Genomic DNA, 16,758 nt, shown 5'->3' with positions numbered 1-16,758 from the left:
AAGAAATCAAGCCACACGGCGCGGGAGGCGCCGTCAGCCATCCGAGCACTGAAATGCTGATCTGCCATTGCAACATCATCACGGAGAGGGAGATCGAGCAGACGATCATCGGGCTGCTGGACCAGGACCCCTGGCAACTGATCGTGCCTGCAAAGATCTATCATACGATGCATAAGCGCGGTCGCTGTTGCGGCTGCTTTCCAAATGTGGTGGAAACGATCATTCGGGTAACCGAGAATTACCACGCTCGCTCGGAGGCGAGCGGCGTGGACATCGTTTCACATCTGGACCGCGTCAGAGGCCTGCGCGTCCAATACGGGAGCAGAACCCATGAAAGGCGAACCACAGATCATCGAGCGGCTTAACGAGGCTCTTTTCCTGGAGCTCGGAGCCGTCAATCAGTATTGGGTGCATTATCGGCTGCTGGAGGACTGGGGATACGCCAAGCTGGCGAAGAAGGAGCGGGCGGAATCGATCGAGGAGATGCATCACGCCGACAAGCTGATTGCCCGCATCATCTTCCTGGAAGGCCATCCGAACCTGCAGTCCGTGGCGCCCCTGCGCATCGGGCAGAACGTCAAGGAAGTGCTCGAATCCGACCTTGCCGGCGAATATGACGCGCGCACGGCCTACAAGCGCTCGCGCGAAATATGCGAGGAAGCGGGCGACTACGTATCGATGAAACTGTTCGAGGAACTGCTCACCGACGAAGAGGGCCACATCGACTTCCTCGAGACACAGCTCGACCTTCTTGCCTCCATCGGCGAGGAGAAATACGGCCTGCTCAACGCCGCATCGGCGGACGAGGCGGAGTAAGGACATGCGGGAATGCGGCGCCCTTTAGACGTCCTGCGCCGCTTGCGGCGGGCCAAGGGCTCGCCGCTCCCTCTGAAAACGCCGGCCGGATCGGTGCGTTGGCGCTTCGCCATCGTTGCCGCTGCCCTGACCTCTTCAGCGATCGCCGGCGACCTTCAATCCGCCGGCTTCGCCACCACGCGCACCGATCTCAATGCCAAGGATCAGGCGCGCGTCACCGCCGTCACCAGGCCGGCCACGGATTTCTCCAAACCTGAGCCCTTCGAGCGGATGCAAGGCGGCGCCGGCACCTCTGAAAAGGAGGTCAGCCGCGATTCCTTCTCGCAATCCTCTGAAAACATCACCTTCGAGGAAGAAGGCACCTTCAAGCTCGGCAACGCGCTGTTCCGCAAGAACTGGGTGTCGTCGCCGTCCTCGACGCAGGCATCGGACGGGCTTGGTCCGCTGTTCAACGAACGCGCCTGCCAGAACTGCCACCTGAAGGATGGCCGTGGTCGTCCGCCGCAAGGCGATGCCGGCACCACATCGATGTTCCTGCGACTGGCGCGCGATGCCGGCAACGCTGAAGAGAGAGCGGCATTGGCCGGCCGCAAGGTGCTCAATTTCCCCGATCCGGTCTATGGCACCCAGTTGCAGGAACTCGCCGTTCCCGGCCTCAAGGGCGAAGGCAGGATGCGTGTCGACTATCAGGAGCGCACGGTAGAGCTGACGGACGGCACCGTGATCTCCTTGCGCAAGCCGACCTACTCGATCACCGATCTCGGCTATGGGCCACTCGATCCGCGCACCACGCTGTCGCCGCGCCTGACACCGCCGATGATCGGCCTTGGCCTGATCGAGCAGATCGCGCCCGCCGACATTCTGGCTCGGGCCGACGCCGATGACCGGGACGGCGATGGCATCTCCGGCAAGCCGAACATCGTGCGTGATGGCCTGAGTGGGGAACTGACCCTTGGCCGCTTCGGCTGGAAGGCGCAGACCGCCTCGATACGCCAGCAGGCGGCGGATGCCTTTGCCGGCGATATCGGCATATCGACGCCGGAAGAGCCGAAACATTGGGGCGACTGCACGCCAGCGCAGGAAAAATGCCTGGCCATGCCCAACGGCGTGCAGGAACGCCTCGGCCCGGCCGAGGCGCCGGCGCCGGTGATGGACCTGGTCACGTTCTATTCGCAGAACCTGGCGGTCCCCGCACGCCGGGACCTGGACGCGGCTGATGTGCTCGCCGGCAAGGAGATCTTCTACGAAATCGGCTGCATTGCCTGCCACACCCCGAAATTCGTCACCCGCCGCGACGCGCCTGACAAGGCGCAGGCCTTTCAGCTGATCTGGCCCTATTCCGATTTCCTGCTGCACGACATGGGACCGGACCTTGCCGATGGCCAGGCCGTCGGCGATGCGACCGGCAGCGAGTGGCGCACCCCGCCGCTATGGGGCATAGGCCTTACCGAAACCGTCAATGGCAATTCCTTCTATCTGCACGATGGCCGTGCGCGCAGCCTGGTCGAGGCTATCCTGTGGCACGGTGGCGAGGCGCAAAATGCGCGCGACCGCTTTGCCGCGGCCAAGGCCGGTGAGCGCGATGCGCTGGTCAAATTCCTGGAGTCACTTTGATGCCGAAGCGTTTCGCGCTTGTTCTCGCTCTTCCCCTAGCCCTGCTCGGTGCCTTCCCGGCATCGGCCGCGGTGAAAGCCTCAGATGTCATCCAGCGGGCGATCGACGGCTTTGTCCGTCCAGCCTATGCCGATCTGCATGAGCGCACGCAAGCTGTGTCCAAGGCGATGCACGAACTCTGCCAGACGCCGTCACAAGCGCAGCTCGATGCGGCGCGGACCGAGTTTTCGGCCATGGTCTATGCCTGGTCGTCCGCCGAGATCGTTGGTTTCGGCCCGATCAAGGAGAACAACCGGCTCGAACGCATGCTGTTCTGGCCGGACCGCAAGAGCATCGGCCTCAAACAGGTGCAGGCGGCGCTGTCGGACAAGGATCCGGGAGCCGCCGATCCCGCGCAACTTGCCGGCAAGAGCGTTGCCATGCAGGGGCTAGGCGCGCTGGAGTTCGTGCTCTACGGCGACGGCGCCGATACGCTTGCCGACAAGGACGAGCCCTATCGCTGCGCCTATGGCGCGGCGATTGCCGCAAACATCGACGCCATGGCCGGCGAGGTCAGCGCTGCCTGGAACAAGGCCGATGGCTTTGCGGCACTCTGGGCCAATCCGGGGCCGCAGAACCCGCTCTATCGTGATGGCAATGAGGCGGTGACCGAACTGGTCGGCGTCTTCATCAACGAGCTGGAAATGGTCAGGGATGTCCGCCTCAAGGGCTTTCTTGGCGCCAGGGCCGATGCCGACAAACCGAAGCTGGCGATCTACTGGCGGTCGCAAAACGTAACCAATTCTCTGGCCGGAAATCTCGCCGGTATCGACGCGCTGTTCCAGGTGTCGAAGCTCGGCGAGGCGCTGCCCGCCGATTCGCGCTGGATGGCGGAATCGATCCATATCCAACTGGTCAACGGTGTCGCGACCGCGAAATCCGTCCAGGGTCCGATCGACAAGGCGCTCGCCGATCCGGCACTGCGCGAAAAGCTCGAGCATTTCAGGCTGATCACCTCCAGCCTCTCCACCCTGATCGGCACCAGGCTGACCGCCGAATTCGGCCTCACCGCTGGCTTCTCGTCGCTGGATGGGGACTGAGGATGATCCCGAAAAGTTGCAGACTTTTCGGACGAGATCATGCTCGAAAGGAGAGCAGAGGATGAAAACGCCGCTCATCGATCGTCGCGACTTTCTCAGGGCCGCGGGCCTTGGCTTTGCTGCCGTACTGGCGCCCCCCGCCTGGGCAGCGACGCTGGCGGCGGACGCCATCTTTGCCACCGCCTTCGTCAAGCGTGACGGCAGCTACGGCGCCGCCGTCCTGTCCGAGGACGGTAAGCTACTCCATGCGGTGGACCTGCCTGACCGCGGCCATGACGTGACCTTCGATCCGGTATCGAAGCGCTCTGTGGTCTTCGCCCGCCAGCCCGGCACCTTCGCCGTGGTCTTCGACCACACGGGACGTGAAGCGCCGTTGACCATCGCCAGCATCACCGGCCGGCATTTCTTCGGCCATGGCGTGTTCTCGCCCGACGGCGCCTTGCTCTATGCCACCGAGAACGATTTCGACAATGCGGCGGGCGTCGTCGGCGTCTATGACACCAGGGCGAAATTCAATCGCATCGGCGAATTCCCGACCTATGGCATGGGGCCGCACGAACTTCTGCTTCTGGGCGACGGCAGGACGATCGCGGTCGCCAATGGCGGCATCGAGACCCATCCCGACTACGGGCGCGCCGAGCTCAACATCGCCACCATGAAGCCGTCCTATGTGCTCATCGACCGCGTCACCGGCGATCTCATCGAAAAGCATGAATTGCCGGCGGCGCTGCATCAATTGTCGATCCGCCACATGGATATGGACAAGTCCGGCACCGTCTGGTTCGGCTGCCAGTATAGGGGGCCGGGCACCGATCGGCCGTTGCTGGTCGGCCGTGCGGCGCGTGGCAAGGATCTGGCGTTGCTCGACATGCCTGGTGACGTGCTGTCCGGCTTCCGCAACTATATCGGTTCGGTCGCCGCCAATCCTCTTGCAGGCACCGTTGCCGTTTCCTCGCCGGAAGGCAATTCGCTGGTCGTGATCGATGCCGGCAGCGGCAAGGTTGTTTCGACCAGCGCGCTGGTCGAGGTCTGCGGCGTGGCGCCCGACGGAGCGGGTTTCATGGCCACCACCGGGGCCGGCGAGATCATCGAGGGCGGTGGCGCCAGGCGGTCGGAACCGGACTATGTCTGGGACAATCACATGCTGCGCATAGACCCGGCCGCATAGGCTTCTCCTGCCAGGGCGAACCGAAGCCGCTTAACAAATTGTGCACTATACCCTTGCGGTTGCGCGCCATGGCGGGCACAGGGAATTGTTTTGAGAACCGGTCGTTCCATGAAAGTGCTTGCCATCGACTGTGCCGCCAGCTTCTGCGCCGCCTGCGTCTACGACGCCGGAGCGAAGGAGGAGCTCGGCCGCTCGGTGCTTGATCTCGGCAAAGGGCATGCCGAACACCTGATGGCTGTCATTGCCGAGGCGCTGGAGGCGGGCAGGACTGCCTATTCCGATCTTGGTGCGATTGCCGTGTCCGTCGGCCCCGGCTCCTTCACTGGCTTGCGCGTCGGTGTCTCGACCGCGCGCGGCCTGGCATTGGCGCTCAAGGTTCCGGCAATCGGGGTCACCACCCTCGAAGCGCTGGCCGCCGAGGCGGCAGCGGCGTTTCCCGGCCGCGCCGTTCTGGCGGCGCTCGATGCCGGACGCGAGGAAATCCATACCGCGCTTTACGATCAAACGTCAGTTTTGGCTTACGGTCCGGCGGTGGCCACACTGGCGGACGCGCTGACCATGGCGTCGGAACGTTCCGCGGTGCTCGCCGGAACGGCAGCGGCGCTGATCGCCCAATCGGCCGGCCGCCCCTTCGACACCGGGCCTCAGGGTGCCACCGCCGACATCCTCACCTACGCCCGGCTGGCTGCCGCCAAGGGTCAGGGCGATCGGCCGAAACCGCTCTATTTGCGCGGCGCGGACGCCAAGCCGCAGGCCGGGTTCATACTTTCGAGGCAAAAAAATTGATGCGTATACCTTTTCTCCAATCGCGTCGCCGGGACTACGCGCTCGAGCCGCTCAGGATCACCGACAGCCCGGCGGTCTCGGTGCTGCACCGCGAGGACTTTGTCCGCCCATGGACCGACGGCGAGTTCGCCGCCTTGCTCGAACAGGACACCGTGTTCGGTTATGCCGCGCGCGAAACCGGGCAGGGCGCCAAGCCGCCCGTCGGCTTTGTGCTGGCCCGGCTGGCCGCCGGCGAGGGTGAAATCCTGACGGTCGCGGTGGCGCGATCGCATCGCCGCCAGGGATTGGGCTGGCAGTTGATGGACGCGGTGCTGCGCCAACTGCATTCGCAGCGCGCCGAAGCCCTGTTCCTCGAGGTCGACGAGACCAATGCCGCCGCGATCGCCCTCTATCGCCGGCTGGGTTTTCGGGAAGTCGGCAAGCGCCCGGATTACTACAAGTCGCCCGATCGCGGGCCGACCGGCGCGCTTGTCATGCGCCGCGATCTTCGCTAGCGAGGGATCGGGCAGGGCCAGGACATATGATCGGAAAAATCAGGATCTTCCTGGCGCTGGGCCTCGTTGTCGCCGGGTCGCTGGTTCTCGTTCCACTGCAGATACTGTCGATGAAAACCGGCTGGTGGCCGGAAACCGTCATCCTCAAGATCTGGCACCGGCTGATCATCCGGGCGCTTGGCATGCGTATCCATGTCAAGGGCGCGCTTTCCGACAAACGGCCCTTGCTGGTTGCCTCGAACCACATCTCCTGGACCGACATCATGGTGCTGGGCTCTTTTGCCGATGTGAAATTCATCGCCCGGGCCGACATGGAGGGCTGGCCGTTGATCGGCATGCTGTCGAAGCTGCAGCGCACCGTCTTCATCGAGCGCGAGCGCAAGCGCTCCTCGGGCGACCAGGCGAGCGAAATCGCCAATCGCATGGCCAAGGGCGATGCCATGGTGCTGTTCGCCGAGGGGTCGACCGGCGACGGCAATGTCGTCCTGCCCTTCAAGAGCACCCTGTTCGGCGCTGCCTCGATGGCGATAGCTGAGGGGGCCGCGCAGGAGGTTTTCATCCAGCCGGTGGCAATCGCCTATACGCGCCTGCATGGCGTGCCGCTTGGCCGCCGCCACCGTCCGATCGCCGCCTGGATCGGCGACGAGGACCTGATGCCGCATCTCAAGGTGCTGATGGCCGAGGGCGCACTCGACGTCGAAGTGCATTTCGGCGAGCCGGTCGCCTTTGCCAAGGGCTCCAACCGCAAGGAAACCTCCAGGCTGATGGAAGGCCAGGTGCGCGAGATGATGCAGTCGGCGCTCGCGGATCCGCTCCCGAGCCGCTAGCTCTTCGGCATGCATCAGCCGACGCATGCCCAGAATCGTCTGTTTTTTGTCACGGAAAGGCGTTAGAAGCCGCCGGATGGACTTGAACACGATTGAAAGCGACGAGATCGGCACGGTGGCCGAACTGCCGGCGGCACGTGCCGCGGCGGCGAAGAAGGTCTTCGTCAAGACCTATGGCTGCCAGATGAACGTCTATGATTCACAGCGCATGACCGATGCGCTGGCCGCCGACGGCTATACCGCGACCGATGCGATGGCAGAGGCCGATCTGGTGCTGCTCAACACCTGCCATATCAGGGAAAAAGCGGCCGAAAAGGTCTATTCCGAGCTCGGCCGCATCCGCGACATGAAGGCCGAGCGCGCCGGCAGCGGCCGCGAGATGCTGATCGGCGTCGCCGGTTGCGTGGCGCAGGCCGAGGGCGCCGAGATCATCCGTCGGTCGCCGGCCGTCGACCTGGTCATCGGTCCGCAGACCTATCACCGCCTGCCCGACGTGCTGGCGCGGGTTCGCGGCGGCGAAAAGATCGTCGAGACCGAATACGCCATCGAGGACAAGTTCGAGCATTTGCCGCAGCCAAAGCGCGCCGAGGTGATCAAGCGCGGCGTCACCGCCTTTCTCACCGTCCAGGAAGGCTGCGACAAATTCTGCACCTTCTGCGTGGTGCCCTATACCAGGGGATCGGAAGTATCGCGGCCTGTGGCGCAGATCGTTGCAGAGGCCGAGCGTCTGGCGGACGCCGGGGTGCGCGAGGTCACGCTGCTCGGCCAGAACGTCAACGCCTGGCATGGACAAGGCGACAACGGCGAGGAATGGGGCCTCGGCCGGCTGCTGTCCAGGCTCGCCGAAATCCCGGGGCTGGCGCGGCTGCGCTACACCACCAGCCATCCGCGCGACATGGACGACGAGCTGATCTCGGCGCACCGCGACTTGGCCGCCCTGATGCCTTATCTGCATCTGCCGGTGCAATCGGGGTCCGACCGCATTCTCAAGGCGATGAACCGCAGGCACACCGCCAGGGACTATCTGGGGCTGCTCGACCGCATCCGCGCCGCGCGCCCCGATATCGCCCTGTCGGGCGACTTCATCGTTGGCTTCCCCGGCGAGACCGAGGCGGATTTCGAGGCGACCATGGATCTGGTGCGCCAGGTGAACTACGCCTCCGCCTTCTCGTTCAAATATTCGCCGCGTCCGGGCACGCCGGGCGCCGACATGCCCGACCATGTCCCCGAAGCGGTCAAGGACGAGCGCTTGCAGCGCCTGCAGGCATTGTTGTTGAAACAGCAGCAGGATTTCGGCTCGAGCCTGGTTGGCCGTACCATCGATACGCTGATCGAGAAGCCCGGCCGCCAGGCCGGCCAGAAGGTCGGCCGGTCGCCCTGGCTGCAGCCGGTTATTGTTGATGAAAACGCCGGCGAAATCGGTGACATTATCAAGGTGCGAATCACAGGAACGGGCTACAACAGCCTGTTCGCCGAATTGGCCTGATGGTCTCGGCAGATGAGGAGAGACGGTTGAGCGCAGCGGAGCTGAAGAATCTGCCCCCGGTACCGGCATCTGGGGCTTCTGACATGGCGCACATCGTTCTGACTTTCGACAACAACAAGCTTGCCAGCGCCCTTTACGGCCAGTTCGATGAAAACCTCGCCCGGCTCGAGCAGAAGCTCGGCGTCGACATCCGTTCGCGCGGTAACCAGCTGACCATCAAGGGGTCCGCGTCCGCCGCCGAACAGGCGCGCCGCGCCTTGGACAATCTCTACGGCATCCTCCAGAAGGGCGTCGATATCGGCCAGTCCGATGTCGATGGCGCCGTGCGCATGGCAATCGCCGCCGACGACCAGCTCACGCTGCCGACGCTGGAGCGCAAGGGCAAGGTCTCGGCCGCCCAGATCGCCACCCGCAAGAAGACCATCTATGCCCGTTCGTTGACCCAGGATGCCTATATGCGGGCCCTGGAGCGGTCGGAACTGGTGTTCGGCATCGGTCCGGCCGGTACCGGCAAGACCTATCTGGCGGTGGCGCATGCGGCGATGCTGCTCGAACGCGGCATGGTCGAGCGCATCGTGCTGTCGCGGCCGGCGGTCGAGGCCGGCGAACGGCTGGGCTTCCTGCCCGGTGACATGAAGGAAAAGGTCGATCCCTATCTGCGGCCGCTCTACGACGCGCTCTACGACATGATGCCGGCCGACAAGGTCGAGCGTGCCATTGCCGCCGAGGTGATCGAGATCGCGCCGCTTGCCTTCATGCGCGGCCGCACGCTGGCGCATGCCGCGGTCATCCTCGACGAGGCGCAGAACACCACGCCGATGCAGATGAAGATGTTCCTCACCCGTCTCGGCGAGAATTCGCGCATGATCGTCACCGGCGATCCGACCCAGATCGATTTGCCGCAGAACACCAAGTCCGGCTTGGTCGAGGCGCTCAGAATCCTGGATGGCGTTACCGGCATGGTCACCGTGCGCTTCAACGAGGGCGATGTCGTCAGGCATCCGCTGGTTGCCGAGATCGTCAAGGCCTATGACCGGGACGGCAAGCTCGCGCGCGGCATGGGGTCCGAAGGCTGAGCGGGCTGATGCGGCGTCATGATTGAGCGCGACAGGCCAAGCGGGTCGCTGCCCATCGACATCGATCTCATGGTCGAGGCGGGGCAATGGCCGCACGAGGACGTGCTTGCGCGGCTGGTCGATGCCGCCGCCACGGCGGCTTTCGCCGAAACCGGCTCGAAAGGTCATTCCGAACTTAGCGTCGTTTTTTCCGACGATGCGCATATCCGGGCGCTCAATGCCGGCTGGCGCGGCAAGGACAAACCCACCAATGTCCTGTCTTTCCCGGCGTTTCCGCCGGCAAAGGGCGGTCCGCTGCCGCCGATGCTGGGCGATATCGTGCTCGCCGCCGAAACCGTTGCGCGCGAGGCGGCACTGGAAGACAAGCCGATTGCGAACCATATTTCCCATCTCGTCATCCATGGCCTGCTGCATCTCATGGGCCATGATCACGAGACCGATGCCGAGGCCGAGGAGATGGAAGCCATCGAGCGCGCGGCGCTTGCAAGGCTTGCCATTCCTGATCCCTACGCGTAACTAAAAAGACCAATTGACCGGACGACGATGAACGACAAACCAGAAACTGCCGCCCGCCCTGACGCCGGCAGTACGACCAAGGCTTCCGATACGTCGGAAGAGGGGTCGAGTCCGAGTACCGTTACCCCTAATATCGCCAATACCGGTGCCGCGACCGAGCCGTCGCCTGCCGGCCCGTCCCTGTTCAACCGCGTGCTGGGTCTGTTCAGGCAGCGCAACGGCACCAGCCTGCGCGAGGAAATCGCCGGCGCGCTCGCCGAGACGACCAGCGATGCCGAATCCTTTTCGCCTGGCGAACGCGCCATGCTCAACAACATCCTGCGGCTGCGCGAAGTGCGCGTCGAGGACGTCATGGTGCCGCGCGCCGACATCGAGGCGGTCGAGATCGCCACGACGCTGGGCGACCTGCTCGGCATGTTCGAACAGTCCGGACATTCGCGCATGCCGGTCTATTCCGAGACGCTCGACGACCCCCGCGGCATGGTCCATATCCGTGACGTCCTGGCGCACATCACCAAGATCGCCCGTGTCAGGAAAGGTCGCACGACCAGGAAGACGCCCGCCGCCACGCAGTTGGATCTTGCCCAGGTCGATCTCGCGCGCACCATCGGCGAGCTTAATCTGATCCGTCAGGTTCTGTTCGTGCCGCCGTCGATGCTCGCTTCCGACCTGATGGGCCGCATGCAGACGACGCGCACGCAAATGGCGCTGGTCATCGACGAATATGGCGGCACGGATGGCCTCGTCTCGCTGGAAGACATCGTCGAGATGGTTGTCGGCGATATCGAGGACGAGCACGACGAAGACGAGCCGATGATCACCCAGACCGGCGAGGGGGTGTTCGTCGTCGACGGCAAGGCCGAGATCGACGAGGTCGCCAAGATGATCGGCGAGGATTTCGCCGCCGGTGAACATGGCGAATATGTCGACACGATCGGCGGCATGATCTTCAACACGCTCGGCCGCGTGCCGGCGCGCGGCGAGGTGGTGCAGGCCATTCCCGGCTTCGAATTCCATGTCCTCGATGCCGATCCGCGCCGCGTCAAGCGCGTGCGCATCGTGCAGAGCCAGAAGGGCGAGCGCCGCCGGCGCGCCACGGCCCGCACCGAGCAGGCCTGAAAAGCTGCCGTGCCATGACGATGGAGGATCCGTTCAAGCATCCGGTCCTCGGCTCTGGCGTGTTCTACCGGAACCCGCGTGCTGCGCTTGCATGGCTCGAAGCGGCCTTCGGCTTCGAGCGCAGCATGATGGTCAGCGACACCGATGGGAAGCTGGTCCATGCCGAGATGCGGTTCGGCGATGGCTACATCATCGTCGATTCCGAATGGAGCGATTACGTCGCGAGCCCCGCCTCGGTTGCCGGCAAGAACACCCAGTCGGTCTATATCAGGCTCAAAGACGGCCTGGATGTGCATTGCGCGCGGGCGCGGGCGGCCGGAGCAGAGATCATCCAGGAACCTGTGGACCAGTTCTACGGCGAACGCCAGTACCGGGCGCGCGACCCCGAGGGTCATGTCTGGACCTTTTCGCAAACCTTGCGCGCCGTCTCGAGGGAGGAGGCCGAAAAGCTCGGCGGCCTGCGTATAGAGGGTTGGCATCGGTAGGGGCGCTGCACTCGGCAACTCGCATCCATGCGGCGTGTGCCCTGGTCTAGCCCGTCACTGCGGGCGCGGCGCCCAATCTGCCGAAGCAGACACCGGCAATCGCCGATACCGCGACACTTGGAATTGCAGCGATGGCCAGCACGCCGGTCAGGTCGAAGTAGCTGTGCGGGGGCGCTGAAAGGAGCGCCACCATGCCCCACAGGGCAACGTTCAGGGCCGCGCAACCGGCAAATCCGGCTGCCCATGCCCATCCGGGACGCCGCTTGAGTGAGAAGAACCACACGAAAACACCCAGGGCGAGCAAGCCCGGACCATGGCTTACGCCGAAGAGCAAAAAGAAATCCGCGATACCAGGGATGCCGTTCCAGGGCTGAACCAGCGTGGCCAGCAAGATCGCGCTCGGGACGCAAACCATCATGATGCCGAGCAAACCGCGCAGAATGGGATGTGGCTTCATGGCGTCATGCTCCCGCGATGATCCGCCATCATGGCATTGCGGCTGGCAGCCGCAATGCGGCATTGCGTCGAACCCGAGCTTTGCTGGGGGGCTTTGATCGGTGGCGTTTGGAGCACGCGGCGCGGCCTGATAAATCTTGGTTCCTGATTCGCGCGACTCGGAAATACGCATGGAGCGCCTTGCCGGCCGGATAATTCTGCTTTGGGGTTGGCGGCGTGCGCTGGTGGCGTTTCTCGCCGGCGCGCTGGCGGTGCTGGGCCAGGCGCCTTACGATTTCTTCGCCGCCTGTTTCATTTCGTTCCCGCTGCTCGTCTGGCTGCTCGACGGCGCAACCGGCGAAGCCTCGGGCAGCCTGTTTCGGCGGCTGCGGCCGGCCTTCGCCGTAGGCTGGTGGTTCGGCTTCGGCTATTTCCTCGCTGGCCTCTGGTGGATCGGCTCGGCACTGCTGGTCGAGGCCGACGACTTCGCCTGGGCGCTTCCCTTCGCGGTGATCGGCATTCCCTTTGCGCTCGCATTTTTCTACGGCTTCGCAACGATGGTCGCCAGGCTGCTGTGGAGCAGCGATATCGGCCGTATCGCCGCGCTTGCCTTCGGCTTCGCGCTGGCGGAGTGGCTGCGCGGCTTCCTGTTCACCGGTTTTCCCTGGAATGCCATTGGCTATGCGGCGATGCCGGTGCCGCTTCTGATGCAGAGCGTCTCGGTGACCGGCATGATCGGCATGAACGCGCTCGCGGTTTTCCTCTTTTCACTGCCGGCGCTGCTGGCGGCGCGCCGGCACCTTCGTCTGGGGGCCGCGCTGTTTGTCGTGCTCGCGGCCGCCCATGCCGGCTTCGGCTATATCAGGCTCGCCGCCCCCGAAAAGCCGGCGGCTAGCAGTCTGAATGTCCGTATCGTCCAGCCGGCCGTCGACTTGTCGGAAAAGTGGGATGCCTCGGTGCGCGACCGTATCTTCGCCACCTTGCTGGGCCTGTCCGCCAAGGCGCCGGACCCAGGTCACGAGAAACCGCAACTTATCCTGTGGCCCGAAACCTCGGTGCCGTTCCTTTTCACCGAGCGGCCTGACGCCTTGACGGCGCTGGGCGACATGCTGGGCGACGGCCAGATGCTGATCGCCGGCGTCGTGCGCGAAGAGGGCGGTTCGGCGGCCGGCGCCGACAGCCGCTACTACAACTCCGTGGTGGCGATCAACGACAAGGGCGAAATCACCGATGCCGTGGACAAGGTCCATCTGGTGCCGTTCGGGGAATACCTGCCTTTTGCCGATCTGCTCAGCCGTTTCGGCATCGAACAGCTTGTCGCGGGGCCGATGAACTTCACGGCCGGCAACGAGCGTCACGCCATCACGGTGCCGGGCGGCATCCGCGCCCTGCCATTTATCTGTTATGAGGTGATCTTTCCTGAACTCGTGGCAGTTGACGCTACGTCAGCGCAGCTTATTGTGAACGTTACCAATGATGCATGGTTCGGCGACACGCCGGGACCGTATCAGCATTTCAGGCAGGCCCAGATTCGCGCAGTGGAGAATGGATTGCCCTTGTTGCGTGCTGCCAACAACGGCATCTCGGCCGTTGTCGATCCACATGGCCGCATCGTCGATGCGCTGGCGATCGACGCTCGCGGGGCCATCGATGTGAAGGTGCCTGTTTCGGGACAGACGGTCGTTTCGTCGGACCAGCGGCGCATTAACGGAATGCTGATCATGTTGCTGTTTGCGCTGGTGGGGGGCTTCTTGAACGTAAGGCAAAGGCTACGGGTGAATTGACAGTTGGCACATTAGAAACTCATACTGTACCGCCTGAAAATTTCTCGAAGCCGGTGGATCGTTCTGTTGGGGCAGTCGCCTCCGGCTTTGTTTGGGCAGGAAAAAAACACAAAGCCGAAAAAATTCGGCGAGGAAAAAATGACAGAAGAGAACAAGAAGAAACCCAATCCCATCGATATCCACGTTGGAAGCCGGGTCCGGCTTCGCCGCAATATGCTCGGAATGAGCCAGGAAAAGCTGGGCGAGAATCTCGGCATCACGTTTCAGCAGATCCAGAAATATGAAAAGGGCACCAATCGCGTCGGCGCCAGCCGCCTGCAGGCGATAGCCTCCATACTCGGCGTGCCCGTGGCCTTCTTCTTCGAGGATGCGCCGGGCCAGGAATCGGCAGCCGGCCGTGGCTTTGCCGAGGATAGTTCGATGGCCTTCGCCGTCGAATTCTGCGGCAGTCCCGAAGGGCTTCAGCTCAACCGGGCCTTTGTCAAGATCGCCGACGTCAAGGTGCGCCGCAGGATCATCGACCTGGTGAAATCGCTCGCTGAGGACGATCTCGACTGATCCGCGATGCGCTTCGCACCGGCGGCACCCGCCGCCGGTGGCACAAGATATCGTCTCCGACATTCAGGCCAGACCCGCGGCAGCGCTTGACGAGCAGCGCTTTGCCCCGCTAACACGTGGCGCGCCAAAATCGGCAGCCTGCCGATCGTTTTTCAAGAGGGGACACCCGTGACGCGGCAGAACTACTTCTTTACCTCGGAATCCGTTGCCGAGGGCCATCCCGACAAAGTCTGTGACCGGATCTCCGACGAAATCGTCGATCTGGTCTATCGTGAAGCCAAGAAGACCGGCATGGACCCGTGGAAAGTCCGTGTCGCCTGCGAGACGCTGGCAACCACCAACCGCGTCGTCATCGCCGGTGAAGTGCGCGTTCCCGAGACGCTGCTGAAGAAGGACAAGGCTGGCAACATCCTCAAGGATGCCGCGGGTCACCCGGTCGTCAACCCGGCGAAATTCAAATCCGTCGCCCGCAAGGCGATCCGCGAGATCGGCTACGAGCAGGCGGGCTTCCACTGGAAGACGGCCAAGATCGAGGTGCTGCTGCATGGCCAGTCGCCCGACATCGGCCAGGGCGTCGACAATGCAGCCGACCGCCAGGGCGAGGAAGGTGCAGGCGACCAAGGCATCATGTTCGGCTACGCCTGCCGCGAGACGCCGGACCTGATGCCGGCGCCGATCTATTACAGCCACAAGATCCTCGAACTCCTGGCCGCCGCCCGTCACGAAAACAACGGCGAGGCCGGCAAGCTCGGACCGGACGCCAAGAGCCAGGTCACTGTCCGCTATGTCGACGGCAAGGCGGCCGAAGCGACGCAGATCGTGCTGTCGACCCAGCATCTCGACGCAACCTGGGATTCGAAGAAGGTTCGCAAGGTCGTCGAACCCTATATTCGCGAGGCGCTTGGCGATCTCAAGATCGCCGACGACTGCATGTGGTACATCAATCCGACCGGCAAGTTCGTCATTGGCGGTCCGGACGGCGACGCGGGGCTCACCGGCCGCAAGATCATCGTCGACACCTATGGCGGCGCGGCTCCGCATGGTGGCGGCGCCTTCTCGGGCAAGGACACGACCAAGGTCGACCGTTCGGCCGCCTATGCGGCGCGCTACCTGGCCAAGAACGTCGTCGCCGCCAAGCTTGCCGACCGCTGCACCATCCAGCTTTCCTATGCCATCGGCGTCGCCCAGCCGCTGTCGGTCTATGTCGACCTGCACGGCACCGGCAAGGTGGACGAGGCAAAGCTCGAGGATGCGCTACGCAGCGTGATGGACCTGTCGCCGTCAGGCATCCGCCGCCATCTCGATCTCAACAAGCCGATCTACGCCAAGACATCTTCCTACGGCCATTTCGGCCGCAAGGCCGGCCGCGACGGTTCCTTCTCCTGGGAAAAGACCGATCTGGCCAAGGCGCTCAAGGATGCTGTCGCGGCCTGAGGGCGGCGGCAGGACTTGCGCCGGTCGATGCGTGACGGGGACAGGCCAAGCCGAACGACCGAAGCCTTCTTCGGCCGTCGGCGCGGCAAACCGGTGCGCCCGCAGCAGGCGGCGGCGCTCGAAGGCGGGCTTGGCAAATACCGGCTCGACCTCACGGTCGGGGCGCCGTCGGACTTGCGCCTCCTGTTTGAAGCCGAGGTTTCGACGGTTCGGCTCGAAATCGGCTTTGGCGGTGGCGAGCATCTCTTGCATCGCGCCACCGAGGCGCCGTCGACAGGCTTCATCGGCGTAGAGCCCTTCGTCAACGGCATGGCCAAGATGATGATGGCGGTCGCCAAGGCGCCGCTCGCCAATCTGCGCGTTTTCGATGACGATGCCACGCAATTGCTCGACTGGCTGCCGCCGGCCTCGCTCGACGGCATCGACCTCCTTTATCCCGACCCCTGGCCGAAGAAGAAGCACTGGAAGCGGCGTTTCGTCAGTCCGGTCAATCTCGACCGTTTCGCGCGCGTCCTGAAGCCGGGCTCGCGATTCCGCTTCGCGTCCGATATCGATACCTATGTCAACTGGACCCTTCTGCACTGCCGGGCGCATGGCGCCTTCGCGTGGCAGGCCAGGGAGGCGGCGGACTGGCACCGCCCTTACGATGGCTGGCCAGGCACGCGTTACGAGGCGAAGGCGATTCGCGAAGGCCGGCCACCGGCCTATCTGACGTTCGTCAGGACATAAGCCATCCCGGCAAGCTCAGAAGCGGCCGATTCGGTTGAAGACGGCCGGATCCATGCCGAGCTTGCGCAGGTCGTCCGCGCGCGGCTTGCGGCCGGCTTCCACGGCACGCGATGCAGCCACAGCGCTGCCGAATGTGGTGAAGATGTCGCCGAGGGCGGAGAATAGTCTGCGGTTGCTCATGATTTTGTCCTTTCGCGCGCCACCGCGCGCCGGGTTCTGTTCGTGTCGTGGCTAATAAATAGGAGCGCCCCGCCCGCTCTCACAGGGGGATTGCCGCATGGGGGCCATGCGCCTGGAGCAACGCTGGGGCTTTAAGGGCTTTTGCCGGCCTGGCACGCCGGGCTTGAAACAG

At 63.9% G+C, this 16,758-nt stretch carries 19 protein-coding genes; 17 read left to right on the top strand and 2 right to left on the bottom strand.

From position 1 onward, the window contains the following. Nucleotides 1-53 precede the first annotated feature (53 nt). From FJ967_RS10840 to FJ967_RS10780, 13 genes are all read left to right on the top strand, one after another. Nucleotides 54-365 carry a (2Fe-2S)-binding protein gene (locus tag FJ967_RS10840; protein WP_140731696.1) on the top strand — a complete coding sequence of 104 codons (312 nt, stop codon included), beginning with the start codon at nt 54-56 and terminating at the stop codon, nt 363-365. Then, the gene (gene bfr, locus FJ967_RS10835; RefSeq protein WP_140731695.1) at nt 331-816 is read left to right on the top strand and encodes a bacterioferritin; all 486 of its coding nucleotides are present in this window, start codon (nt 331-333) and stop codon (nt 814-816) included. Before FJ967_RS10840 ends, bfr begins: the two co-directional genes overlap by 35 nt. A gap of 12 nt (nt 817-828) precedes the next feature. Further along, entirely contained in the window at nt 829-2,430 is a 1,602-nt protein-coding gene (locus FJ967_RS10830; protein WP_140731694.1) for a di-heme oxidoredictase family protein, read from the top strand. Then, the gene (locus FJ967_RS10825; RefSeq protein ID WP_140731693.1) at nt 2,430-3,509 is read left to right on the top strand and encodes an imelysin family protein; all 1,080 of its coding nucleotides are present in this window, start codon (nt 2,430-2,432) and stop codon (nt 3,507-3,509) included. The genes FJ967_RS10830 and FJ967_RS10825 overlap by 1 nt, the downstream gene beginning before the upstream one ends. 61 nt (nt 3,510-3,570) lie before the next feature. Continuing rightward, nucleotides 3,571-4,677 carry a DUF1513 domain-containing protein gene (locus tag FJ967_RS10820; protein WP_140731692.1) on the top strand — a complete coding sequence of 369 codons (1,107 nt, stop codon included), beginning with the start codon at nt 3,571-3,573 and terminating at the stop codon, nt 4,675-4,677. Nucleotides 4,678-4,785: 108 nt separating this feature from the next. Beyond that, nucleotides 4,786-5,463: a tRNA (adenosine(37)-N6)-threonylcarbamoyltransferase complex dimerization subunit type 1 TsaB gene (tsaB, locus tag FJ967_RS10815; protein WP_140731691.1), complete on the top strand. Its 678-nt coding sequence runs from the start codon at nt 4,786-4,788 to the stop codon at nt 5,461-5,463. Then, the gene (rimI, locus tag FJ967_RS10810; protein ID WP_140731690.1) at nt 5,463-5,957 is read left to right on the top strand and encodes a ribosomal protein S18-alanine N-acetyltransferase; all 495 of its coding nucleotides are present in this window, start codon (nt 5,463-5,465) and stop codon (nt 5,955-5,957) included. The genes tsaB and rimI overlap by 1 nt, the downstream gene beginning before the upstream one ends. 26 nt (nt 5,958-5,983) lie before the next feature. Then, complete coding sequence (locus tag FJ967_RS10805) at nt 5,984-6,784, top strand: 1-acyl-sn-glycerol-3-phosphate acyltransferase (RefSeq protein WP_140731689.1); 801 nt, start codon at nt 5,984-5,986, stop codon at nt 6,782-6,784. Nucleotides 6,785-6,860: 76 nt separating this feature from the next. Then, nucleotides 6,861-8,270 (top strand): tRNA (N6-isopentenyl adenosine(37)-C2)-methylthiotransferase MiaB, encoded by a 1,410-nt coding sequence (gene miaB, locus FJ967_RS10800; RefSeq protein WP_140731688.1) that lies wholly within the window; start codon nt 6,861-6,863, stop codon nt 8,268-8,270. Nucleotides 8,271-8,353: 83 nt separating this feature from the next. Next, a complete protein-coding gene (locus FJ967_RS10795; protein ID WP_246675246.1) occupies nt 8,354-9,346 on the top strand; it encodes a PhoH family protein in 993 nt (330 codons plus the stop codon). An 18-nt stretch (nt 9,347-9,364) separates the two neighbouring features. Further along, nucleotides 9,365-9,862: an rRNA maturation RNase YbeY gene (ybeY, locus tag FJ967_RS10790; RefSeq protein ID WP_140731686.1), complete on the top strand. Its 498-nt coding sequence runs from the start codon at nt 9,365-9,367 to the stop codon at nt 9,860-9,862. Nucleotides 9,863-9,889: 27 nt separating this feature from the next. After that, complete coding sequence (locus FJ967_RS10785; RefSeq protein WP_140731685.1) at nt 9,890-10,981, top strand: hemolysin family protein; 1,092 nt, start codon at nt 9,890-9,892, stop codon at nt 10,979-10,981. Nucleotides 10,982-10,995: 14 nt separating this feature from the next. Next, nucleotides 10,996-11,466 (top strand): VOC family protein, encoded by a 471-nt coding sequence (locus tag FJ967_RS10780; RefSeq protein ID WP_140731684.1) that lies wholly within the window; start codon nt 10,996-10,998, stop codon nt 11,464-11,466. Between the two features lie 46 nt (nt 11,467-11,512). Here the strand turns inward: FJ967_RS10780 and FJ967_RS10775 are convergent, their stop codons facing one another. Then, nucleotides 11,513-12,094 carry a hypothetical protein gene (locus FJ967_RS10775; protein WP_140731683.1) on the bottom strand — a complete coding sequence of 194 codons (582 nt, stop codon included), beginning with the start codon at nt 12,092-12,094 and terminating at the stop codon, nt 11,513-11,515. Here FJ967_RS10775 and lnt point away from each other — a divergent pair. The 4 genes from lnt to FJ967_RS10755 all read left to right on the top strand — a co-directional run bounded on the left by lnt (nt 12,093) and on the right by FJ967_RS10755 (nt 16,406). Continuing rightward, nucleotides 12,093-13,685, top strand: coding sequence for an apolipoprotein N-acyltransferase (gene lnt / locus FJ967_RS10770; protein ID WP_140731682.1), 1,593 nt, complete (start codon nt 12,093-12,095; stop codon nt 13,683-13,685). The two genes, FJ967_RS10775 and lnt, sit on opposite strands and share 2 nt — an antisense overlap. A gap of 138 nt (nt 13,686-13,823) precedes the next feature. Beyond that, complete coding sequence (locus tag FJ967_RS10765) at nt 13,824-14,243, top strand: helix-turn-helix transcriptional regulator (RefSeq protein WP_140731681.1); 420 nt, start codon at nt 13,824-13,826, stop codon at nt 14,241-14,243. Nucleotides 14,244-14,411: 168 nt separating this feature from the next. Further along, entirely contained in the window at nt 14,412-15,677 is a 1,266-nt protein-coding gene (gene metK / locus FJ967_RS10760) for a methionine adenosyltransferase (protein ID WP_140731680.1), read from the top strand. Between the two features lie 27 nt (nt 15,678-15,704). After that, nucleotides 15,705-16,406 (top strand): tRNA (guanosine(46)-N(7))-methyltransferase TrmB, encoded by a 702-nt coding sequence (locus FJ967_RS10755; protein ID WP_140731679.1) that lies wholly within the window; start codon nt 15,705-15,707, stop codon nt 16,404-16,406. Between the two features lie 15 nt (nt 16,407-16,421). On the opposite strand, the gene FJ967_RS10750 is transcribed toward FJ967_RS10755, so the two are convergent. After that, nucleotides 16,422-16,586 (bottom strand): hypothetical protein, encoded by a 165-nt coding sequence (locus FJ967_RS10750; protein ID WP_140731678.1) that lies wholly within the window; start codon nt 16,584-16,586, stop codon nt 16,422-16,424. Nucleotides 16,587-16,758: the final 172 nt, after the last annotated feature.

Source organism: Mesorhizobium sp. B2-3-4 (genome assembly GCF_006442315.1).
Taxonomy (GTDB): Bacteria; Pseudomonadota; Alphaproteobacteria; order Rhizobiales; family Rhizobiaceae; genus Mesorhizobium.
The sequence above is the reverse complement of the archived record's forward strand: the minus strand, read 5'-3'. Positions and strand labels throughout refer to the sequence as shown.

Bases quoted from the DNA above. Each gene is read 5' to 3' on its own strand.
- FJ967_RS10840 (WP_140731696.1), top strand. From the start codon at position 54: ATGCTGATCTGCCATTGCAACATCATCACGGAGAGGGAGATCGAGCAG.
- bfr (WP_140731695.1), top strand. From the start codon at position 331: ATGAAAGGCGAACCACAGATCATCGAGCGGCTTAACGAGGCTCTTTTC.
- FJ967_RS10830 (WP_140731694.1), top strand. From the start codon at position 829: ATGCGGCGCCCTTTAGACGTCCTGCGCCGCTTGCGGCGGGCCAAGGGC.
- FJ967_RS10825 (WP_140731693.1), top strand. From the start codon at position 2,430: ATGCCGAAGCGTTTCGCGCTTGTTCTCGCTCTTCCCCTAGCCCTGCTC.
- FJ967_RS10820 (WP_140731692.1), top strand. From the start codon at position 3,571: ATGAAAACGCCGCTCATCGATCGTCGCGACTTTCTCAGGGCCGCGGGC.
- tsaB (WP_140731691.1), top strand. From the start codon at position 4,786: ATGAAAGTGCTTGCCATCGACTGTGCCGCCAGCTTCTGCGCCGCCTGC.
- rimI (WP_140731690.1), top strand. From the start codon at position 5,463: ATGCGTATACCTTTTCTCCAATCGCGTCGCCGGGACTACGCGCTCGAG.
- FJ967_RS10805 (WP_140731689.1), top strand. From the start codon at position 5,984: ATGATCGGAAAAATCAGGATCTTCCTGGCGCTGGGCCTCGTTGTCGCC.
- miaB (WP_140731688.1), top strand. From the start codon at position 6,861: ATGGACTTGAACACGATTGAAAGCGACGAGATCGGCACGGTGGCCGAA.
- FJ967_RS10795 (WP_246675246.1), top strand. From the start codon at position 8,354: ATGGCGCACATCGTTCTGACTTTCGACAACAACAAGCTTGCCAGCGCC.
- ybeY (WP_140731686.1), top strand. From the start codon at position 9,365: ATGATTGAGCGCGACAGGCCAAGCGGGTCGCTGCCCATCGACATCGAT.
- FJ967_RS10785 (WP_140731685.1), top strand. From the start codon at position 9,890: ATGAACGACAAACCAGAAACTGCCGCCCGCCCTGACGCCGGCAGTACG.
- FJ967_RS10780 (WP_140731684.1), top strand. From the start codon at position 10,996: ATGACGATGGAGGATCCGTTCAAGCATCCGGTCCTCGGCTCTGGCGTG.
- lnt (WP_140731682.1), top strand. From the start codon at position 12,093: ATGGAGCGCCTTGCCGGCCGGATAATTCTGCTTTGGGGTTGGCGGCGT.
- FJ967_RS10775 (WP_140731683.1), bottom strand. From the start codon at position 12,094: ATGCGTATTTCCGAGTCGCGCGAATCAGGAACCAAGATTTATCAGGCC.
- FJ967_RS10765 (WP_140731681.1), top strand. From the start codon at position 13,824: ATGACAGAAGAGAACAAGAAGAAACCCAATCCCATCGATATCCACGTT.
- FJ967_RS10755 (WP_140731679.1), top strand. From the start codon at position 15,705: ATGCGTGACGGGGACAGGCCAAGCCGAACGACCGAAGCCTTCTTCGGC.
- FJ967_RS10750 (WP_140731678.1), bottom strand. From the start codon at position 16,586: ATGAGCAACCGCAGACTATTCTCCGCCCTCGGCGACATCTTCACCACA.